Source organism: Sphingobacterium athyrii (assembly GCF_003071065.1).
GTDB classification, from domain to species: domain Bacteria; phylum Bacteroidota; class Bacteroidia; order Sphingobacteriales; family Sphingobacteriaceae; genus Sphingobacterium; species Sphingobacterium athyrii.
On record NZ_QCXX01000003.1, the window covers coordinates 765,997 to 785,926 of the forward strand.

The 19,930-nt window shown below is 36.5% G+C and carries 27 protein-coding genes; 17 read left to right on the forward strand and 10 right to left on the reverse strand.

The features are described from left to right. Nucleotides 1-5: 5 nt before the first annotated feature. The 3 genes from DCO56_RS14020 to DCO56_RS14030 form a co-directional block, all read right to left on the reverse strand. Nucleotides 6-1,358, reverse strand: coding sequence for a DUF3945 domain-containing protein (locus tag DCO56_RS14020; RefSeq protein ID WP_108634382.1), 1,353 nt, complete (start codon nt 1,356-1,358; stop codon nt 6-8). Between the two features lie 73 nt (nt 1,359-1,431). After that, complete coding sequence (locus DCO56_RS14025; protein WP_108634383.1) at nt 1,432-1,731, reverse strand: MerR family transcriptional regulator; 300 nt, start codon at nt 1,729-1,731, stop codon at nt 1,432-1,434. A gap of 258 nt (nt 1,732-1,989) precedes the next feature. Beyond that, nucleotides 1,990-2,835, reverse strand: coding sequence for an RteC domain-containing protein (locus DCO56_RS14030; RefSeq protein ID WP_108634384.1), 846 nt, complete (start codon nt 2,833-2,835; stop codon nt 1,990-1,992). 549 nt (nt 2,836-3,384) lie between these two features. On the opposite strand from DCO56_RS14030, the gene DCO56_RS14035 reads away from it, so the two are divergent. The 5 genes from DCO56_RS14035 to DCO56_RS14055 all read left to right on the forward strand — a co-directional run bounded on the left by DCO56_RS14035 (nt 3,385) and on the right by DCO56_RS14055 (nt 5,272). After that, nucleotides 3,385-3,777, forward strand: a complete 393-nt coding sequence (locus DCO56_RS14035) for a nucleotidyltransferase domain-containing protein (protein ID WP_108634385.1) — start codon at nt 3,385-3,387, stop codon at nt 3,775-3,777. 21 nt (nt 3,778-3,798) lie between these two features. Continuing rightward, entirely contained in the window at nt 3,799-4,149 is a 351-nt protein-coding gene (locus DCO56_RS14040) for a DUF4111 domain-containing protein (RefSeq protein ID WP_181390550.1), read from the forward strand. Between the two features lie 176 nt (nt 4,150-4,325). Then, complete coding sequence (locus tag DCO56_RS14045) at nt 4,326-4,547, forward strand: hypothetical protein (RefSeq protein ID WP_108634387.1); 222 nt, start codon at nt 4,326-4,328, stop codon at nt 4,545-4,547. 178 nt (nt 4,548-4,725) lie between these two features. Next, on the forward strand, nt 4,726-4,989 hold the full coding sequence (locus DCO56_RS14050) for a helix-turn-helix domain-containing protein (RefSeq protein ID WP_108634388.1): 264 nt from the start codon (nt 4,726-4,728) through the stop codon (nt 4,987-4,989). Continuing rightward, the gene (locus tag DCO56_RS14055; RefSeq protein WP_108634389.1) at nt 4,979-5,272 is read left to right on the forward strand and encodes a hypothetical protein; all 294 of its coding nucleotides are present in this window, start codon (nt 4,979-4,981) and stop codon (nt 5,270-5,272) included. The genes DCO56_RS14050 and DCO56_RS14055 overlap by 11 nt, the downstream gene beginning before the upstream one ends. A 301-nt stretch (nt 5,273-5,573) precedes the next feature. Here DCO56_RS14055 and DCO56_RS29565 read toward each other — a convergent pair whose 3' ends face one another. Then, nucleotides 5,574-5,753 carry a hypothetical protein gene (locus tag DCO56_RS29565; protein WP_146191061.1) on the reverse strand — a complete coding sequence of 60 codons (180 nt, stop codon included), beginning with the start codon at nt 5,751-5,753 and terminating at the stop codon, nt 5,574-5,576. Between the two features lie 284 nt (nt 5,754-6,037). Between DCO56_RS29565 and DCO56_RS14065 the strand changes: the two genes are divergently transcribed. The 10 genes from DCO56_RS14065 (at nt 6,038) to DCO56_RS14110 (ending at nt 13,478) form a co-directional block, all read left to right on the forward strand. Then, entirely contained in the window at nt 6,038-6,634 is a 597-nt protein-coding gene (locus tag DCO56_RS14065; protein ID WP_219929392.1) for a TetR/AcrR family transcriptional regulator, read from the forward strand. Between the two features lie 68 nt (nt 6,635-6,702). Continuing rightward, a complete protein-coding gene (gene lpdA / locus DCO56_RS14070) occupies nt 6,703-8,106 on the forward strand; it encodes a dihydrolipoyl dehydrogenase (RefSeq protein ID WP_108634391.1) in 1,404 nt (467 codons plus the stop codon). 27 nt (nt 8,107-8,133) lie between these two features. Continuing rightward, entirely contained in the window at nt 8,134-8,568 is a 435-nt protein-coding gene (locus DCO56_RS14075) for a GNAT family N-acetyltransferase (RefSeq protein WP_108634392.1), read from the forward strand. Nucleotides 8,569-8,619: 51 nt separating this feature from the next. Beyond that, nucleotides 8,620-9,075 (forward strand): VOC family protein, encoded by a 456-nt coding sequence (locus DCO56_RS14080; protein ID WP_108634393.1) that lies wholly within the window; start codon nt 8,620-8,622, stop codon nt 9,073-9,075. 9 nt (nt 9,076-9,084) lie between these two features. Further along, nucleotides 9,085-9,894 (forward strand): class I SAM-dependent methyltransferase, encoded by an 810-nt coding sequence (locus DCO56_RS14085; protein ID WP_108634394.1) that lies wholly within the window; start codon nt 9,085-9,087, stop codon nt 9,892-9,894. Nucleotides 9,895-10,055: 161 nt separating this feature from the next. Continuing rightward, on the forward strand, nt 10,056-10,595 hold the full coding sequence (locus DCO56_RS14090; protein WP_146191062.1) for an alpha/beta hydrolase: 540 nt from the start codon (nt 10,056-10,058) through the stop codon (nt 10,593-10,595). A gap of 10 nt (nt 10,596-10,605) precedes the next feature. Beyond that, nucleotides 10,606-11,145, forward strand: coding sequence for a DinB family protein (locus DCO56_RS14095; protein ID WP_108634396.1), 540 nt, complete (start codon nt 10,606-10,608; stop codon nt 11,143-11,145). Between the two features lie 57 nt (nt 11,146-11,202). After that, nucleotides 11,203-11,676: a PaaI family thioesterase gene (locus tag DCO56_RS14100; RefSeq protein WP_108634397.1), complete on the forward strand. Its 474-nt coding sequence runs from the start codon at nt 11,203-11,205 to the stop codon at nt 11,674-11,676. Between the two features lie 35 nt (nt 11,677-11,711). Next, complete coding sequence (locus DCO56_RS14105; protein ID WP_108634398.1) at nt 11,712-12,560, forward strand: alpha/beta fold hydrolase; 849 nt, start codon at nt 11,712-11,714, stop codon at nt 12,558-12,560. 18 nt (nt 12,561-12,578) lie between these two features. Further along, nucleotides 12,579-13,478, forward strand: coding sequence for an MBL fold metallo-hydrolase (locus DCO56_RS14110; protein ID WP_108634399.1), 900 nt, complete (start codon nt 12,579-12,581; stop codon nt 13,476-13,478). 10 nt (nt 13,479-13,488) lie between these two features. Here the strand turns inward: DCO56_RS14110 and DCO56_RS14115 are convergent, their stop codons facing one another. The 6 genes from DCO56_RS14115 to DCO56_RS14140 all read right to left on the reverse strand — a co-directional run bounded on the left by DCO56_RS14115 (nt 13,489) and on the right by DCO56_RS14140 (nt 17,009). Continuing rightward, nucleotides 13,489-14,385, reverse strand: coding sequence for an alpha/beta fold hydrolase (locus DCO56_RS14115; RefSeq protein ID WP_108634400.1), 897 nt, complete (start codon nt 14,383-14,385; stop codon nt 13,489-13,491). 10 nt (nt 14,386-14,395) lie between these two features. Next, the gene (locus DCO56_RS14120; RefSeq protein WP_108634401.1) at nt 14,396-14,818 is read right to left on the reverse strand and encodes a DUF1330 domain-containing protein; all 423 of its coding nucleotides are present in this window, start codon (nt 14,816-14,818) and stop codon (nt 14,396-14,398) included. 1 nt (nt 14,819) lies between these two features. Continuing rightward, nucleotides 14,820-15,119: a GIY-YIG nuclease family protein gene (locus DCO56_RS14125; protein ID WP_146191063.1), complete on the reverse strand. Its 300-nt coding sequence runs from the start codon at nt 15,117-15,119 to the stop codon at nt 14,820-14,822. 60 nt (nt 15,120-15,179) lie between these two features. After that, nucleotides 15,180-15,596, reverse strand: coding sequence for a MarR family winged helix-turn-helix transcriptional regulator (locus DCO56_RS14130; protein ID WP_108634403.1), 417 nt, complete (start codon nt 15,594-15,596; stop codon nt 15,180-15,182). 255 nt (nt 15,597-15,851) lie between these two features. After that, on the reverse strand, nt 15,852-16,223 hold the full coding sequence (locus tag DCO56_RS14135; RefSeq protein WP_108634404.1) for a VOC family protein: 372 nt from the start codon (nt 16,221-16,223) through the stop codon (nt 15,852-15,854). Nucleotides 16,224-16,253: 30 nt separating this feature from the next. After that, a complete protein-coding gene (locus DCO56_RS14140) occupies nt 16,254-17,009 on the reverse strand; it encodes a helix-turn-helix domain-containing protein (RefSeq protein WP_146191064.1) in 756 nt (251 codons plus the stop codon). A gap of 516 nt (nt 17,010-17,525) precedes the next feature. Between DCO56_RS14140 and DCO56_RS14145 the strand changes: the two genes are divergently transcribed. Next, nucleotides 17,526-18,860 carry a TolC family protein gene (locus DCO56_RS14145; protein WP_108634406.1) on the forward strand — a complete coding sequence of 445 codons (1,335 nt, stop codon included), beginning with the start codon at nt 17,526-17,528 and terminating at the stop codon, nt 18,858-18,860. Between the two features lie 9 nt (nt 18,861-18,869). Beyond that, nucleotides 18,870-19,928 carry an efflux RND transporter periplasmic adaptor subunit gene (locus DCO56_RS14150; RefSeq protein ID WP_108634407.1) on the forward strand — a complete coding sequence of 353 codons (1,059 nt, stop codon included), beginning with the start codon at nt 18,870-18,872 and terminating at the stop codon, nt 19,926-19,928. The last annotated feature ends 2 nt before the right edge of the window (nt 19,929-19,930 follow it).

Sequence of the window (19,930 nt, forward strand, 5' to 3'; positions counted from 1 at the left end):
CTATTTTAATGTAATTTTTGTTTAGAGGTATTCGTCTTTTTATCTTGATTAGTTTGCTCCGGCTCTTTAGAAACAATATTCTGTTTTTTCGTTTCACTTGCATTATCCAACTGTGGATTCTTCAAATCAAAATCTAGTTTACCTGTGTCCTTGTTATACCATAGATAACCTGAGTATAGCCTTGTGCCCTCTTTATTGATAATATCTTTCAGATGAATAACATTGCCTTCTTCCAAAAGCTTTTTGTCACTATCTGTTAGCACCTTGCCCCTGAATTCATCCGCAATGCCGTGTTGGCTCTGTGCTTTTCCTAACGTTTCACTCTGTCCCATGAACACCAGCTTTTTCTCCTCAGCACTGTATTGTAAAAGCTGATTAAAAAGTTCACCTGTCTTTTTATTGACCATTCCTTCTACCGATACTGCCTTGCCTTCCAGCAGATCCGTCTTCTGCTCTTTTGTGAGTTTTACGCCACCAAATTTGTCTCCTATCTTAATCAGATCTACAGGAAAGGAAACCACCTCATTGGTCAGTTTATCAATACTGATCAAGTTTTTAACTTTTGTACCATCCTGATAATTCGTAAGCTCGGCTACCCTGCCCATATTTCCGGTCTTCAACAGGTTTTCTCGGTCTTCGGCAGTAAAAGAATGCCCATAAAATTGGTTCTTGAGGTCCGGCTCGGAACGGACACCATGGATCATAACAGTAACCTTTCCATTGACATTTCGAAGAGCAAGACGGGCATCCCCTTTCAAAACTGCCCCATCAAAATTTCCTTCAATTCTGTAAACTCCGTCGGTCTTGTATCCTTTTAATAACTTATCCAATTGTCCGTTCTTTTCAAGCAAGTCCCTGTTCAGGTTGAGTTTCTCCAATGACGCCCAATCAATATCTTTAGGGTCATACTTAAAGGCCGGTTTAGTTTCACTTTGCATCGTCTGGCCATTTGTTGTTTGATTTGTTTCCATTCTATTCTGTTTTAATTTGTTTTCAAATACCTCAAGAGCTTTCAGCAGTCTTTTTCCTTCAGGGCTTGGATTATCAATGGCTTCCTGTAACTTTCGGCCAATCTCGTTCAGATCCATTGCTGGAGCTTTGAAAAATCTAAACTGAAATGGATCATTGAGCCTTCTCAAAAAGTTTGAAAAAAAATTACTGAAAGCATCGCCTTTGTCAATGCGCATAAAATCTAGGATATTTGACATTTTGGCAGCAACGGTTTTTAAGTTCCCTTTGTCATCTACCCCTTTCACTGCTTCTATCCTGTTCTTATTTTTGTCCAAAACAAGAAGGATATCAGAAAGAGCTTCAAGTACTTCTGTCTTTTTTTCTGAAGTGTTTGTTGGTTCGTTCATAAGTATGGATTTTGTTTGTTGATCGAATTTAAATGCTTGTTAAGGTCATCTTTACGGTGCTTCCATACACAGCCTACATTTGCTTAAGTTTTCCGCCATGATAGCAATCCCGAACAAATTGCTGTACTTGGGAATTTGTGTAATACACCTTACCGCTGATCATGAAATATTTGATTTTACCCTTGGTTCGATAGTTCTGAAGACTGCGGTAGGTAATGTTCAACATCTGAATAACATCATGATTATCAAGAAGCATTTCTCCCTCGAAATTTAACCGCTTCTTTTCTCTGACTTCTATGTCACCGGCGAGGATATCAAATCGTCTCATAATTCTTTCCATCCATGCCAAAAATTCAACTCTGTCAATATTCATAGCTCTTTATGTTTTGGTTTACTGGAGCAAAATTCACCCTGCTTTTCTTGCAAATCGTACAAGTCAATAGAAGGCTGTACCAAGAAAATGAAAGAAATTTTATTTTTTTTACCATAAAAAACACCGAAAACCCGTGGTTCGGAACTCCATAATCTTGCTATCGCTTATAGCAACTTGGTACGCACTTGGGGAAACTTGGTAAAAAAAAATCGGACAATAATTAATTGTCCGATTCTATTGAATTTGTGAGAATTGACTTCATCGCGAATCGTTTTCCATGTATTGCTCGAGCGCATTTTTAAGATAATGAAGATAACTGGCCTTCTCCCCTGCTCTAAATTTCATCTGGTGGAAAGCATGATGAATATCGCCCAACCTAATCTCAAATAATTCCTCGAATAAACTTCCAAGATTTTTTAGACTCCCCCGTCCATGTGAAAGGCTTCCTGATATATGTAATGCGTATATTAATTCGATAAGTGAATTTTTAGAATGTGTCCAGGAAAAAGCTTTCTTCGTAGCAATTTCTGCATCATAAATTGGATTGCTACGGTCGGGTTCAAGACGATATTGCAGAAAGTTATGGATTAAATTAAATGCTAAAATTTGTGCGATCTTATAATCATAATACGTCGAAAACTCTCTATCCAATTCAAAGAAAAAGCTATCCAGTACCTCAAAATAATTGATGTTTCCCAGTCTATAATAATAGTCGTCCTTGTCTGTTCGGCCTGTTCGGTAGTAACTATAAAAGTCTGAAACAACGATATGTTTCTTATATTCTTTATTTAATAGCTTTATTTGCTCTGTGTAGTAAGATTCAATAAGTTCAGGAGTCGTAGGACTGTATGATTCAATCCTAATAATTTTATTGTAGTAAATCAGTCTTCCGAGAATTTCAGGTTTGACATTCTTGAAAAAATGAATTTCGTCCCTATTGTTCTCAAAACCGTGCAAATTAATGTGAACTTTTAGATCGGTTAATGTTTGATCAAGAAAGGAAACCATATGAAAGGCCTCATTGACTATGCTTTTCCTGCTCTTGGAAACATTTAACTCCTCTTTTTCAATAGATAATAAAATGTTTTTATATAATTGTTTCATGGTTATTGCTTTTAAAGTGAATAAACCCCACACAGTCGCTTTACTTTAAAATATATCTCATGCTTTTGAGATAAATAAAATTAAATATACGTTATAATTTATTTCGCAACCATTGATTGTTAAAGCGTTTTGTTATTCGCTTCAATTTCATTCATATTCGTCGCTTGAGGATTCATATCTGAATTCCAGATGCAAAATGTTGAAAATAAATAATTTACGAATTATTTATTTTCGTACTAAAAGGAAATTTATCCGCGCTATATTATCCTAAAGGATTTAAACCGCTTTTATAATAATTACATCTTATTAACCCAAAGAATGTTTTAGGAAAAAATAAACAACCATAGACAGGCTGCCAATTCATAGCTTCGTTGAGGAAATGAATGTTTTTATCAATTACAGTATTTCAAATGTACATAAGTGTTACAATTTGAATGTAATGTGCGACAAAAAGAAAATTCTAGCACTTTAAAATTCTATAATTTTGTAATTAGTATTTGATATTGGGCTTATGAGTAGTGTTGAATTGCATAATCCAGAGAAAAAGAGATGAATATACCAAAAGTTACTGAAGACATTATTCAGATCTTAAATGAAGAAACAGGAAATCTTATTCTCGGAATCTATCTTTACGGTTCTACTATCAATGGAGGACTTCAACCTGATAGCGACATTGACCTGTTAGTTATCATAAAAGGCAGACTACCACAAAAAACCAAATTGCAATTGGTAAAAGAATTCATGCAGGTATCGGGAGAAATCAGCAATCCAGAATTAATGCGTCCACTTGAAATCACCATTGTAAACATAAATGAAATTTCGCCTTTGAAGCATCCGGTCAAGTATGAATTACAATATGGAGAATGGCTCAGAGATTCATCTTTAAGAAGATATACAGGAGATTCTACACCCCATTCGGATCTCACGATACTGCTCAGATAGGTAAGACAAAACAGCATTGCTTTGGCAGGACCCGAAGCGCAGGAACTCATCCCTAAAATACCTGACGAGGATATCAAAAAAGCAATATTTGATTCTTTACCAACACTCATAAATTCGGTAATTGGAGATGAGAGAAATTCAATTTTGACTTTAGCCCGAATGCATTTTACAGTAGTTACGGGCAAAATCACATCGAAAAATAAAGCAGCTGATTGGCTACTTCCAAAAATTCCAGTGCAGTTTAAAGGTCTTTTGCAAATGGCTAAGTGTGCATATCTCGGCGAATGTGACGATAATTGGGTAGGAAAAGACGAGGAAATAACAGAATTCTTTCATTATTTAATTCAGCTTATAGAACAAAATAATACATAAGCTGAATTTGGTCACGATTAGGAATGAGTTTTATCTGTTTGATTTAGGGAATTTCTAATTATCAAATATTCAATTTGGTTATGAAGATGATTATAGTGAGAGGCTGAGCGAGCTGAACAATGAAGAACAATATTGGTATCAAGATGCTTTACAAACCCATGTTCTTGCAATAGCGAATGGCGCAACTATTATCATTAAAGGACGAAGGAATATATGCAATATCTCCTGAAACATCTTTTGAGCAAAAAATCAAGATAGCTGGTTCATTTACACATTTTGTAAGAGGATTGGGGACAGCTTTCAATGCAAAAAGAGAAAAGGAACATAAAGAATTTTTAGAACTATCAGAAAATGAATTTAATTTAGATTCTATTATTTTTTGGAAAAACACAATTTAGATGGATTGTAAATATTTTTAAACCCTGATAGCCCACATCTGAATTATAATCCTAATAATGAACTACCTGCTATCAAATTCACGAAACGGAAGTTCTAGGAAAAGATAAGCTCTCAATAACACACCCTCCTAACCTTCTACTAGCCTTTTAGAATTTTGAACCATACAAAATTTTAAATATGGAAATTCTATCAAAACAAGATCTGGAAATTTTCAGGATAAAAATAATTTCAGATATAGAAAGATTATTGGAAACCAATAATAATCACACTACAGAGGAATTCGATTGGTTGCGAAGTAAGGCTGTTCGCAAAATGATGGATATCTCTCCCGCAACCTTGCAAAATTTAAGAATTACTGGAAAGATACGCCACAAAAAAGTTTTGGGTTCTTACTACTACAACAAAACAGATTTACAAAAATTATTTGAAGATGAAAACTGACCCATCAAAAAAAGGTATGGAATACCTCGATAATATCTGTAATGATCCTCGACTTAATGTATGGCATATTAGCTTACTCCTTGCAATAGCTCGCTTAGCTTATCGACAGAATGAGAGCAAAATTATCAGGGTCAGCAGAAGCAAATTAATGGCAATGTCGCATATTAATACTACTCCCACATATCATAAATACTTTAAGGAACTCCAGAATTACGGATATATTAAATATATACCTTCCTACCATCCCGGATACCGCAGTACTGTAGAATTATTGCAACAATAATAGTGATGCCGAATTAACTTCAATGTTCCTTAGAAGCGAATGTTGAAGTTTTTTTTACCGTTACATTCATCACCCATAATCATGGCAGTAATTTATAAATATCCCTTTTATACCTGCTTGACAGGGATGGTTCGAATATATACAGAATCCCTTAAGCCCCATAATTGGTATTTTGTTTTCAATGAAATCGACAAAAATTTTGAAAAATAGGCAACAACAACAAAAGGTTCTCATTATTTTGAAGCTGTTGCCCTTAATTACATTTGTAACTTTCACCTCGACTATTTAGCGATAGTTATCCTCAAATAAAGATAGGACATCCATATTGATCTACAGGTACTCCAATTGGCGTATTTGGGCATCTATCTACAGCATCTTCGACACCATCCTGATCTTGATCCCCCAGTACGGAAGCTGCACTTGAGGAAAGAACAACCATCGCAAAAGCCATAGCCGTTAATTTTAAAATTTGCTTTATCATATCAATTTATTTAAGTTGAAAAATTCTGAAATTAATTCTCACTGTTATTTGATGGGAAATCTGTATGTCGAATTGTTATTATATTTTTATCGTGTCAACAGCTCACAAATGCATTCTCTGTTCCAACTTTTACTTACAGATCAAACTTACAGCTTCCTGCACAACGCATTGCGAAAAGCAGCCTGTTATCATTTTAGATAAGACCGAGCTGTGAAAAATGATGAAAAAAAAGACCGATTGTTTTATTTTTTTATATAACTTTGTTTCAGTAAGAATTATTGCTGATGAAAACTCAAAAATCCGAAAATACCAAACAGCTGATCATTGAAAAAACTTCGACCGTTTTTAACGTGAAAGGTTACGCAGGTACATCCATAAATGATGTCATGAGCGCCACCGGTCTTTCGAAAGGTTGTATCTACGGTAATTTTGAAAATAAGGATGAGATTGCATTAAGTGTATTCGACTACAATTTTGGTAAGGTAACGCAGCATATGAAAGAACGTATTTTAGCAACTGAAGATTCTATCGAAAGATTGCTGGTTTATCCCCACATGTACAAAAACTATTTCAAATATCCGTATTTACGGGCAGGCTGCCCAATTTTAAATACTGCTACTGAGGCTGATGACACGCATCCGTCACTCCAGAAACGCGTACAAAAAGCCCTAGACTTTTGGAAAACATCTATCGAAAATCAAATCAAACGTGGTATCGGTAGAAATGAAATAAAAGCAGATACCAATCCGACCGAAATTGCTGTAGTGATGATCTCGATGATCGAAGGTGCGTTTATGCAGGCAAAGGTCAACAACCATATGACAGAGCTGAATATAGCGATGTCTTTTTTAGAGAAATTGATCAGAAATTTGAAAGCGTAATTTTTTTTGCTTACAAAAAGACCGATTGGTTTATTTTTTTTTGACAATTAAAATATTTAAACAATAAAATGGAAACATTCGATATTACCGTAATAGGGTCAGGTCCCGGCGGATATGTAGCTGCTATCAGAAGCGCACAGTTAGGATATAAAACTGCCATCATTGAAAAGTATAATACTCTGGGTGGCACTTGTACCAATGTAGGTTGCATTCCTACCAAAGCGTTGCTGGACAGTACCCATCATTATTCAGATGCACTTAATAGTTTCGGAGCACACGGTATTGAATATTCAAATCTTCGGCTCAACGTTGAACAGCTTTTTAAGCGAAAAAATGAGGTAGTGACCAAAAACACACAAGGTCTGGATTTCCTGATGAGAAAAAATAAGATCACGGTTTTTCACGGCTCGGGTTCTTTTGTTAATAATGAAACCTTGAAAATTGTACACGATGATAAGACTGAAACTGTAATTAATTCAGATAAGTTTATTATTGCTACAGGGTCAAAACCGTCCACAATTCCGGACATTGCTATCGATAAAAAAAGGATCATCACCTCTACCGAAGCTTTGGGATTGCAGGAAAAACCCGAGAGCATCGTGATTATTGGTGGTGGTGTAATCGGTGTGGAAATGGCTTCCATATTCAACAGAATCGGAACCAAAGTGACTATCTTAGAATATGCTGATAATCTTATTGCTACGATGGATAGTGAATTAGGAAAGGCTTTAACGAAGATATTAACTAATGAAGGCGTGGAAATCAAACTTCAGCAGGCAGTCTACAAAGCTGAAAATCTTGGCAACACAGCTAAGGTGTATTTTAAAAATAAACAAGGAGAAGAACAAGATCTAACCGCCGATTATATTCTAGTTGCTGTCGGCAGAAAATCTTATGTAAACGGTCTGGGTTTAGAAAATACCAACGTGGAATTGAATAACAATGGTACGGTGAAGGTCAATGAATTGCTTCAGACTACAGCTTCAAACATTTACGCGATTGGAGATGTCGTGGGTGGCGCGATGCTAGCTCACAAGGCAGAAGAAGAAGCAGTATTTGTAGTGGAAAGGATCAATGGTCAGAAACCTCATATCAATTATGACCGTATCCCTTCAGTTGTGTACACCTGGCCGGAAGTTGCTTCTGTAGGCGCTACCGAAGAGCAATTAAAAAAACAGGGAGTGGAATATAATATCGGTAAATTTCCATTTGCCGTGAATGCCAGAGCCAGAGCAGGAATGGAAACGGAAGGTTTTGTAAAGGTGCTTTCCGATCCGAAGTACGGCGAACTTTTAGGAGTGCATATCATCGGCGCCCGTGCGGCAGATTTGATTGCACAGGCTGTTGTAGGACTGGAATATGAAGTAACCGCGAATGGTATGGCTACCATGAGTTATGCCCACCCGACTTATTCAGAGGTAATAAAAGAGGCTTATACAATAGCATCAGGAAGACCATCATTGAATATTTAATAAATATAAAGTTATTAATTTAGAATTATGTCACAACAAATCAGGCGGGCGACCAAAGAAGATTATCCCAGAATTATGGAGATTTGGGAATCTGCGGTCAAAGCTACTCACGACTTTCTTGCCGAAGAGGATTTTATTTATTTTAAAGAAGTCATCCCAAAGGATTATCTGCCCAATCTCGAAGTATACCTTTTTATACTGCAAAACCAACCGGTAGCATTTGCATCGGTATCAGAAGGAAGCTTAGAAATGCTATTTGTTCACAGTGACTACCGTGGTAAAGGTTATGGAAAGCGCTTATTTCAATTTATGGATGAGACGAAAGGCATAAAAAAGGTTGACGTCAATGAGCAAAATTATCAAGCTATCGGATTTTATGAAAAATTAGGGTTCAGAAAAGCAGGAAGATCAGAAAAAGACGGCTCTGGTAAAGATTATCCGATTATTCATATGCTAAGATGAAATGGCCGTCATTATCACAACACTATAGTTATTAAAAATAAATTATAAAAAATGATTGAAGGGTTATATGAGACACACATTCAAGTAAGCAACTTGGAAAACGCAGTTCAGTTCTATACACAAATATTGGGACTTGAGTTTGCACACTATGATGAAACCAGACCGATTGCGTTTCTTTGGATCGGAGAAAATAAAGAGGCAATGCTCGGACTTTGGGAACAACAGGGTAATCTCCAGACAAGACATTTTGCATTCAGCTGTTCCAAAGATTTTATTTTAAAAGATGCAAATACTTTTTTAGATAAAAACGGATTAAAGGCGTATAATTTTCTCAAAAATGGAAGCAATGAACCAATGGTTTTTGCCTGGATGCCTGCACTTGCTCTTTATTTTGACGATCCGGACGGAAATCAGCTGGAGTTTATCCATATTCTGAACGGTAAAAGTCAGCCAGAACTTGGTGTACTCAGCTACGAGGAATGGCAAAAAATCAATTCACCTCAATAAATAAATAATATGAATTCAGAAGACAACTATTTGGAAATAAACAGGGAATCTTGGAATACCAGAACAGAAGCTCACATCAATTCTGATTTTTATAATCTGGATGCTTTTTTGAAGGGAAAAAGTTCATTAAAAGATATAGAACTTAATTTACTTGGAGATTTGACAGGCAAATCCGTATTGCATTTACAATGCCATTTTGGACAGGACAGTATTTCTTTAAGTCGCCTGGGAGCGGACGTAGTCGGCGTTGACCTTTCGGATGTAGCAATAGATCGTGCACGTGAACTGGCAAAACAGAGTAATGTTTCAACAACTTTTATCTGCAGCGATGTTTATGATCTGTCCAATCATCTGGATCGTCAGTTTGATATTGTCTTTACCAGTTATGGGACCATCGGCTGGCTTCCGGATCTGGATCGGTGGGCAAAGATCATTTCGAAATTCCTGAAACCCGGCGGTAGATTTGTTTTTGTAGAATTTCATCCAGTTGTCTGGATGTTTGATTCGGCGTTTAAAAAGATTGAATACAGATATTTTAATTCCGGAGCCATTATAGAAACCGAAAAAGGAACTTATGCAGATAAGGATGCGGAATTTGAAGTCAAATCAATTGGCTGGAACCACGGCTTAGCTGAAGTAATAGGTAGTTTGATGCAAAATGGTTTAGAAATAAACTCCATTGAAGAATTTGATTATTCGCCATACAATAATTTCAATAATTCAATTGAATTTGAACCTGGTAAGTTCAGAATTTCTCATCTGGGAGACAAAATCCCTATGGTGTATGCTTTGAGAGCATCAAAAAAGCATCTAAGATAAGTAACAATAAATTTTATATTGTCCTTAAATTAAAATACTCGGTTTATTCAAATTATATGTTTTTCAGGTTAATAATTCTTTATCTGTTATTTCTTCCACTTGCTATTAATGCTCAAAATAGTACTCAAACAAAGTATGTATTTTTTTTGCATAATAAATTTTTGGAAGAGCATCCGTTAAATGCATCTCATCCTAAATACGGACCAGCGGCATATACAGCTATTTTAGAAAAACTTCAATCCACAAATTCTGTCATACTATCTGAAAAAAGAAAACCCGGCACTGATCCTAAGATGTATGCAAAAAAGATAATCCTTAAAATTGACAGCTTACATAGCTATGGAGTTCCTTATGCCCATATTTCAATTGTTGGAACATCTCAAGGAGGTTATATAGCTCAATATATCTCCTATTATGCCAAAAATCCAGATTTGAAATTTGTTTTTATTGGCTCAAGCTTTAAAAATGATTCGATGAATAAAGATCGAAAGTTCAGGCTCTACGGTAAGATTTTATCGATTAATGAAAAAACCGATGTCGGCGCTGAACCATTATCAAGTCAACATAGATTTAAAAATTCTGGTTTAAAATCTTTTAAAGAAATGACCCTCAACACAGGTCTGGAACACGGTTTTCTGTTCAAGGCATTAGATGAGTGGATAATGCCTGCCAAAGCGTGGATCAATAGTAATAACCTTTAAATTTATACTAATGAAAGAAGTAAAGTCACAATCGTTTGTCAGATGGTTCGACCGACAATTTGATTCAAACACAGGTTCGGAATATTTTGACGAATTTTTACAACGACTTGATCATTTTCCGGCTGTTCTAAATAAGCTCCTGAAAAGTTGTCCTATAGAGGTTTCAACCCGCAAAATGGGAGATAAATGGTCTGTCAATGAGAATATAGGACATTTAATCCTTTTAGAAGATCTATGGCGAATCCGTTTTAGAGATATAAAAGAAGGAAAACCGGATATATCCCCTGCCGATTTAAAAAATACAGCAACCGATCAGTCTTCTTTCAACAACATGTTGTTTGAAGAGCTTATTAAGAACCTGGTCAGCGAAAGAGACAAAACAATTGTAATGCTTCAAAAATTAAGTGAAGAAGACTTATTGAAGACAAGTATGCATCCGAGGTTACAACAGCCAATGAATATCATTGACCTGATGCATTTTGTTGCAGAGCATGATTTGCACCATTTGCACGCCATACAGTCTATAATAGGAAGTATGGAAACCATATAATTTTTTTATTAATAAAAAGACCGATTGGTTTATTTTATATAAATATAATACAACATAATGACAAAACTATCAATATTAGATTACCTAAATAAATTGATAAAAAGGGAAATCACAGATGACATGCATACACACATGCAATATCCGACACCGATATCAAAAACACTGGGGATAGACATTGTTGAAGCCGGTTTAGGTACAGCTACTGTACAGATCAATGCTACAAAAGAAAAGCACAGTAACCAACAGGGAACCATTCACGGAGGTCTGCTTTGTGAACTGGCAGACGCAGCCATCGGAACCGCACATTCGACCCTTATTCAGGAAGGCGAAACTTTTACATCCGTAGAATTGAAAATCAATTTTTACCGACCCGTTTTCGAGGATATAATCACTGCCAAAGCATCACCCTTACATAATGGAAAAAACTTAAGCCATTATCAATGCGATATTTTCCGCAGTGATGGTAAAAAAGCCGCTATGATAACAAGTACGGTCATGACTTTAAGAGGTGATAAAGCAACAGGACGTTAATATAATACTCATTTACAACCTTATACAAATCATTCATGAATAAATCAATCTTTAAAAGCCCTGAAGGAAAAAATAAAATTATCCGTGCCTACGACGATGCAATAAAAAATACGCCCCTGCATTTGAAAACCGGTGTGCTGAAAACAACTTTTGGGGACACCCATTTTTTGGAGTCGGGAAGTCAACATCAAGAAATTGTCATCTTATTGCATGGCGCGTCTTCTAATGCAACGTCATGGTTATCCGACATAGCCGAATATTCAAAACAATATAAAGTCATAGCAATAGATATTATCGGAGAGGCAGGAAAGAGCGCAGAAACCAGACCTTCTTATGAAACAAAAGACTTCGGGGAATGGCTAAAAGAGATTTTTGATAGGCTCAATATCAGCAAGGCAAAAATAATCGGATTATCGCAAGGAGGATGGTTGGCATTACGCTTTGCAATAAGCTTTCCTGAATTAGTCGACCGCTTAGTTTTGTTGACACCGGCGGGAGTAGTTCCTACCAAAACAACATTTATCATTAAAGCCATCCTCTATTCCCTTTTGGGAACAACTGGACGTATCAAGATTAATAGATTGGTCTTGGGAAGCCAGCGTGTGGATCAAAAAGTTGTAGCATTTCTGGATTTAATACAAACCAATTTTAATGCGAGGATAGAAAAAGAATATATTTTTTCAGATGATGAACTCAGCCGTTTGACAATGCCTGTGTTATTCATAGGCGGAGAACAGGATGTAATCCGCTCTAATCAGGAAATTGCCGCTAGATTGCAACATATTATCGACGACTTTACCATAGTAATCATTCCGGAAATGGGACATGTTTTGACTGGATTAGCACCACGAATATTTCCGTTTTTAAACAAGACCAAATGCTAATTTAATCGCAGTACCCTAATGAATATGCAAACAATCTACAGTCACCTCAAGATTCCATTTGATACCCTGGAAATCTATATTCTTTCCGATGGATATTTTGATATAGGATCATATCAACCCATTATTGCTACGGATGCAGCACCTGCAGATCTTCAAAATGAGCTCAACCGACTGCACTTACCTGCCGATATCTACGAAGCTCCTATTAATGTGATGCTTATCCGAAAGAATGAACAATTAATACTCGTAGATACAGGAGAAGGCTTTTATGATAAAAAAAATGCAGGAAAATTATTACATAGTCTGAAAAGTGCCGGATTCGGAGCCAGTGATATTTCAGATGTATTGATAACGCATGCTCATCGGGATCATATTGGGGGCATATTAACCGAAAATGATAATCTGGTATTTCCAAATGCAAGATTCTATATTTCACGGACTGAACTGGAATTTTGGTTTGCACAGGAGCCGAATTTCCCCAACAGCCGGAGGCCTGAGTTTGGACATGGTTCTGTTTCACTGGTTAAAAAGATATTAGGAGCCATTACCCACCGTTTAGAAATATTTGATGCAGGTGATGAATTACTTTCCTGTATTAAAACGCAGGCAGCTCCGGGACATACTCCCGGACACATCATATTTACGGTTTATTCGGGTAAGCTATCCATTACGCATCTGGTTGATCTGGTTCATAGTCCTGTACTGATCTCTAATCCGGTTTGGGGTACACAATGGGATGCTGATTTTTCTTTGGGGATCAACACCCGAAAAAATATACTGGAACAATGTCATAAACAAAAATCGGTGGTTTGTGCATCCCACCTTCCCTGGCCGGGAATAGGGTTTATTGACAGATCTCATGATCAATGGCAATGGACTCCGAAACCATATATTTCACCATTGCTACTTACATTTTGATCATGACTTTTCATTTAGTTTTAGAAATAAAATTTGAAATATCTTTCACCAGTGACGGAAATAGTGAATCCGGGATAGCGTGTCCCATTCCTCTTTTTATGATCAGCTCACAGTAAGGAATAGTATTTTTTAGATCAACTGCATGTTCCATATTAAATAACGGATCTTCATCTCCATGTATCGTCAATGTGGGCACATGGAGACTAGTAAGAACATTTGAATCATATTGATAACTCAGCAGGGCAATGATCTGACGAAAGGGCCTAACGAATGGAGACTTTCGGTTTTCGTCTTCAATAATTAACCAACGTTCCTTTTCTTCATTAAAACTATATTTATTTCCATAAATAGCTTTCATAAAATCAACTTTTTCATGTATATAAGCTTGCTTATTATCGTGAAAATTTGCAGTGCTGTTTGTCATTTTGCCTATCAATGCATCATCTGCCTTCGGAAGAGCAGGATTAAAGCTTGAAGACATCAATAAAGTCAGTGTCTGAGTCATTTCCGGATATCGTGATGCAAATAGCTGTGCTATGATGCCCCCCATTGAGCGCCCTACAATATTTGCGCTCCGGATGCCAAGTGAATGCAGCAAATCTTTTATATCATCTGCCATATCCAATAAAGAATAAGGGGCAGGATATTTTTCTGGATGCTGTAGAAAATCATTCAAGGAAAAGCTATAGCTGTCGTTGCTATCATAGGTAGTAAAAGTACTTTTTCCACAGTCTCTGTTGTCAAAGCAGATTACGCGAAATCCTTCTTCTACAAGCTTATTACAAAATGGAAGTTCCCAACGGGTCATTTGTGTGTTTAACCCACTGATGAGTATGATAGTTTCGTTGTTTTCAGCTCCAAATACTTCATAATAGATGGTAACATTTTTTAGCTCGATATATCCCATAAATAATTTACTACAATGTGATCTCTAAAGGTAAAAGTCTTGAATCCAATATGGCAGCGACACGATGACCCGTAATCTTCATATAATCCGGATTCTGCTCGAAAGCAAAAAAATCCGATACACTCTTTTGTCTAATCAGCATACAGATATCCCACTGTTCGTCCTGAGGACCTATCAAAAAGCGGTCTCCTTTTCCAATGAAAAGAATCTCTCCGCCACCCTGCTCTACAAAAGGTTTGGCAAGGTCTATATAGAGCATAAAAGCTTCGTAACCCGAAATTTCGCTGGCAGGTGCAATTTCAGGAAATTCGGAATAATCAGCAATTTCCTTTAAATGTATCAGATTTAAATTTACGATTGCTCCTTGAATATTTTTTAACATAAGATCCCGGCCGGCTTCGTAAGTTGGATATAAATAGGTGTTGCTTCCCATATCAGTATATATTTTTGGCTTTGCTTTGCTCTTCTTGCAGATCATTTCTAGCTTTCTGCAACTTCTTTTTATAGTCTATGAATTTGTTCTCTTCCCATGGAACAATGATCGCATTTTCAAAAACGAAACTCTCCTCTCCTAGCCGGATCCAATCGGACTGTAAGTTCCTGTTATCAAATTTTCCGTTGTTCAGTTCAAACCGTATTCTGTTAGAAAGCGCTTTTAAATTAGTACTCTCTTTGATAAATATTTTATTTTCTGCATTATTCAGAATAGTCAATACACCCATTAACGGTTTCATCTCTAAAAACTCAGTGTTTAATTTCTTTCTGTACTTTTTGTCCATGCGCATTCATTAAATTTAAAGATCACCTCCTAAAATTTTCAGTTGTCCGGCGAAAACACTCAAGTTTTCTGTTACAATTCCGTTTAATAGTTTTTTGGAGATGTACTCCGCTGTAGTGGTCGCTTCTGTAAAAATTCTTTCTCCGGCAGAAGTGAGTTTTACATAGCTCACCCTCGCATCCCTATCACTATTTTCTTTCTCTACAAGTCCCATTTTCTCCATTGGTAAAATAATCCGCGTAATACCGGAGGCAGTTAACCCCGTATTTTCAGCAAGATCAATTCTTTTTAAACGATTACCAGGTGCATTACTTAAAGTATACAGGATCATATAGTCAGTAAGGCTAATACCATGCAGGCTTAAACCGTCAAACTTTTTCGTAATGACGGATTGAACTTTTAAAATATTGAGAATTATACTTATTTCTTCCATTTTATATTTGTATTATATTTGATTAGTCAAGTATTTTGCAAATATAATATTTTTTTTAAAGTTGGAAAAGGGAATACAGTAGCCTACTATTAAAATTGATCATAAAGGTTATGAAAAGGAAGAGATCTAGTCCAACTTATCCAACAGGACTGATTTTGCTGATATCGGATAATTTTAGCGATTTTCTACCGACAATCAAACGATCAGCTGCTATGTTGCGGCTAATTCCTGTGTGCTCTCTTTTCTTCTAAAATATTAGAAGGGATTTACGCTTATTTCAATCATCAGATTTTCAATGTAAAAATAAAATCCAAAAGTATTGCGCATCTTTTTGGGCTCACTATCAATTTTGAGAAATTTCTCGTCCTTTATTTTGTCATAGATTGAACAGACCGCACTCTCATCTTCTTGGTAAAATCCAATGTGAAAGTTGGCGGGATAATCCGGGATACTCTCCTCATTGTTCATGACTTGTCCCCAAATTACCAGTGCAAAGCTTCTATTATTCTGCATAACGGCCATCTTGCTGTTACGATTGGTAATTAGTTCAAAGCCCAAATGCTTTCCGAAAAGTTCGATTGCTTTATCAACATCTTTCACAACCAAATTTATATGATTTAACTCCATGTTTTTATATTTATGATTTGTAAACCAAAGTTAATCAACGGATATAGTTGTCAATTGTATAAATCGGTCATTTTCATTTTTTTTTAAGACAGTTGGCTTTGATCCTGAAAATCTCCTTACCACCCTAATAAAATGGGATTGGTCAGCGTAGTCCAATTTAGGATAAATATCACCGTCCTTTATATGTTTAAGAGAATTCGAAAACTTGATAATGTCGATGTAGGATTTTAATGTGATGCCAAGCCACTTTCTGAAGTAACGATTAATTTCCCTGCTATTCCATCCAGTTGTCGCTGCAAGAGTTTCAACCTTAATTTCTCCCTTAGAACGTTTGATAAGGTCGAATAGCATTACTTTATAATCATCAATTGGATCAAGTTTTAAATGTTGTAGCATACTGCATGTCTTTTTGTAGAAGGCATCAAAATTATCCATATCCCCCCTGCAAAACCCCATAAAATTCGCTGCTACGATTATCTTTTTATTTAAAGAATCCGCAAACGAACGTTTAAAAATATATTCCGCCGCTAAGGGATAAAAGCTTACAGCAAACATTTGTGATTTGGGAAATGGAGGTTTCAATACAGGCGCATTGCAAATACCGCTTAGAAAAATTTCAAAATTCGAATCCTTATCTAAATAAAGGAACAGATCAATCTTTCCATCTGGAAGTACCATCCCTTCTACGGGATCTTCCGAAAGATTACTTACCATCCAAACACTTTCAATGAGAAAATTTAAGCACTCTGGTGGCTGCAAAGAAACGTATTGTAAGTTGGTTTTCAAAAGATATGTAAATTACTTTATTAACAACCAAGGAAAAACTGACGTATTTAAGTCTGAATGAACAAATTTAGCGAATTTGTTATACCGAACCACATTTTTCCTAAACAATTTATTTTGAAAATTCTGAGTTATATTCATAAATGTCCTCGCTACAATTTATGTGAAAAAGAAAATACAACGCACTGGTAAATAACAATAATTTACTTCTTGTCTACCATAAAATCGCAATATCAACTTTAAACTCTTCTACCCAGCTTTAGGCCAATTAATCCATCTAAGAGATACTATACTGCTTATAGCATATAGAAGGGTCTTCAGTAATCGATCATATTTATTATGACTTTAGTTTTCATTTCATTTCCATCTTGAAAAAGCAACTATTTTACTTCTTCACTTATTACTATCATATCTCTTGCCGTCTCATCAGCCAATATGGCCGTTTCGCGACAGGAAATATATAAACTGAACTGGATAAATATTCTTTTTGCATAATAATTTTAAAAGGAGAATATAAAAATGGGCGTCAGGTTATCTTTTTCACTACTACTGTTATCTAGTGTCCTCTTCAATCAGGTTAGAGGACAAGAAAAACTTAATCTAAAACAATGTATCGAATATGGACTAAAGAGCAATCCGTCTTTTACGATTTCCCAAAATGAAAAAAGAATTGCAGACGCTAAAGCAAGAGAGGCTTTATCAGGTTATTTACCAAACATCAGTTTTTCGGGGGGAGTTGATGATAATCTCAAAGTACAAGAGCAGATTATTCCTGCTGGACTATTTGGAGACCAGGATATCAGAGTAGCTTTTACCAAACAATTTAATACGACAGGTTCATTACAGTTAGAGCAGGCCATTTTTGACCGGTCATTGATCGTTGGCCTAAAAGCCAACAAATTGGTAAATCAGCAGGCCGAATTAAATCTTCAGAAAAGTAAGGAGACGATCATCTATAATATAAGTTCTGCCTATTATCAGATATTTACCTACCAGCAGCAGTTGGAACTTCTTAATCTGAATTTGGACACCTACAGCAAGCAGCTACAAATTGTCGCTCTAAAAGTTCAAAAAGGCGTCGCACTTCAAAAAGACAGGGACAAAGTTCAGGTTGACTACAACAATACCCTTTCTCAGATCCGCGTAGCAGAAACCAATATCACATTGGCAGAAAACCAGCTCAAATACGAAATGGGATTTCCAATGCAGGAGAAACTTGAAATTGAGAAGCTGGACACAGAAAGCAAAGAAATGCCTTTAGACACCGCAAACGATTTTAAACCCGAAAATATTACCGAACGCAGCTTAGACAAGGTCAGTGCGGATCTTCTCAAAATTGAAGAAAAACGCATACTTGCCGGATATTTACCAAAGCTATCGGGTTATGCCCGTTATGGATGGAATGGCTTTGGGGACAATCTGGGACAGTCATTTAGCACCCTCAGTGCATTTTCATCCATCGGGTTAAAATTGACAGTACCTGTATTTGATGGATTCAAAAGAAATTCTCAGTATAAAGAAGCTCAGCTTAAATATGATAATGCCCTGCAAACCAACAAACTCAACGAAGGCAAGTATCGGTTAGAGTTTGAAAATTCTGTATCAAAGCTCTTCAAAGCAGAAAGCAATATGGAGAATGACAGGCGTAACATGGAACTTTCCAGGTCGATCTTCAGTGTTACGGATCTTCAGTATCAGAAAGGGGTTACCGATATGAAAGACTGGCTCGATTCCCAAAATTCACTAAAACAGGCCCAGAACAGCTATCTCTCTTCCCTTTATAGTTATTACCAGTCAAAGGTCGATCTGGAAAAAGCAAGAGGTACCCTTACTAAATTTTTTAATTCATTATAATCAGATCGTATGAAAGGCAAATACATCGCTATTGGGTCAATTATTATAATATGTGGCTTAATCGCCTATAAGCTCGCTGCTAACAAGGAAGAGCTGGATACAAGAAAGAACCAGACAACAGTATCAGAAGTCAATATCCCTGTAAAAGTAGCTACAGTAAAGGACAGCCTATTGGAATTCAATATTACTAAGACAGGTACTATCATTCCATTCACAGAAGCTAAGGCGCTGGCTCCTGTAAGTGGAACTTTAAAAAACATCAAGTTCTCGCTTGGCAGCAATGTAACAAAAGGGCAAGTCCTGGCTCTTGTTGACGACCGCGCTGAGCAGCTGAATCTTCAAAAAGCAGAGCGGAATGCTGCAAAGTTAAAATCGGACCTAAATACATATACGGAACTGCTATCCGGAAATGCCGCTACCCGTGAAAAAGTAGATGAAATAAAAGCGGATTATCAGGATGCCATGACCCAGGTCAATGTGATCAGAAAGAACATTTCCGACGCCACCATTAAGGCTCCTGCAAGCGGAATGATCTCAATCAAGCAAGTCGAAGAAGGAATGTATGTAAATTCCGGAAATGAAATTGCAACCATTGTTGATATTTCAAAAACCAAGGCCAGGGTTTTTCTTTCGGAAAATGAAGTCTATCAGGTCAGAAAAGGACAATCAGTGGAGATCACGACAGATGTACACCCAAATATTACTTTTAAGGGGACCGTAGATTTTATAAGTCCCCAGGCAGATGAAACAAGAAGCTATCAGACAGAAATCTTAATCGACAACCAGTCCTATTCTTTATTGCGGTCCGGGACTTACATAAACCTAAAATTCTTGGGCGGTAAGAGCAAAAAAACTTTATTAATTCCAAGGGAAGCTATTGTTTCAAGCATAAAGGACCCTTCAGTTTTTATTGTTGGTAAGGGAAAGGTTGAAAAAAGGGATATCAAAACCGGGAGGGAAACCGGGGGGCTGATTCAGGTTATCAGTGGTCTTAAAGCTACAGACAAAGTGGTGGTATCCGGACAGATCAACCTGAAGTCGGGAAGCAGAATAAAAATCAGCCACTAAAA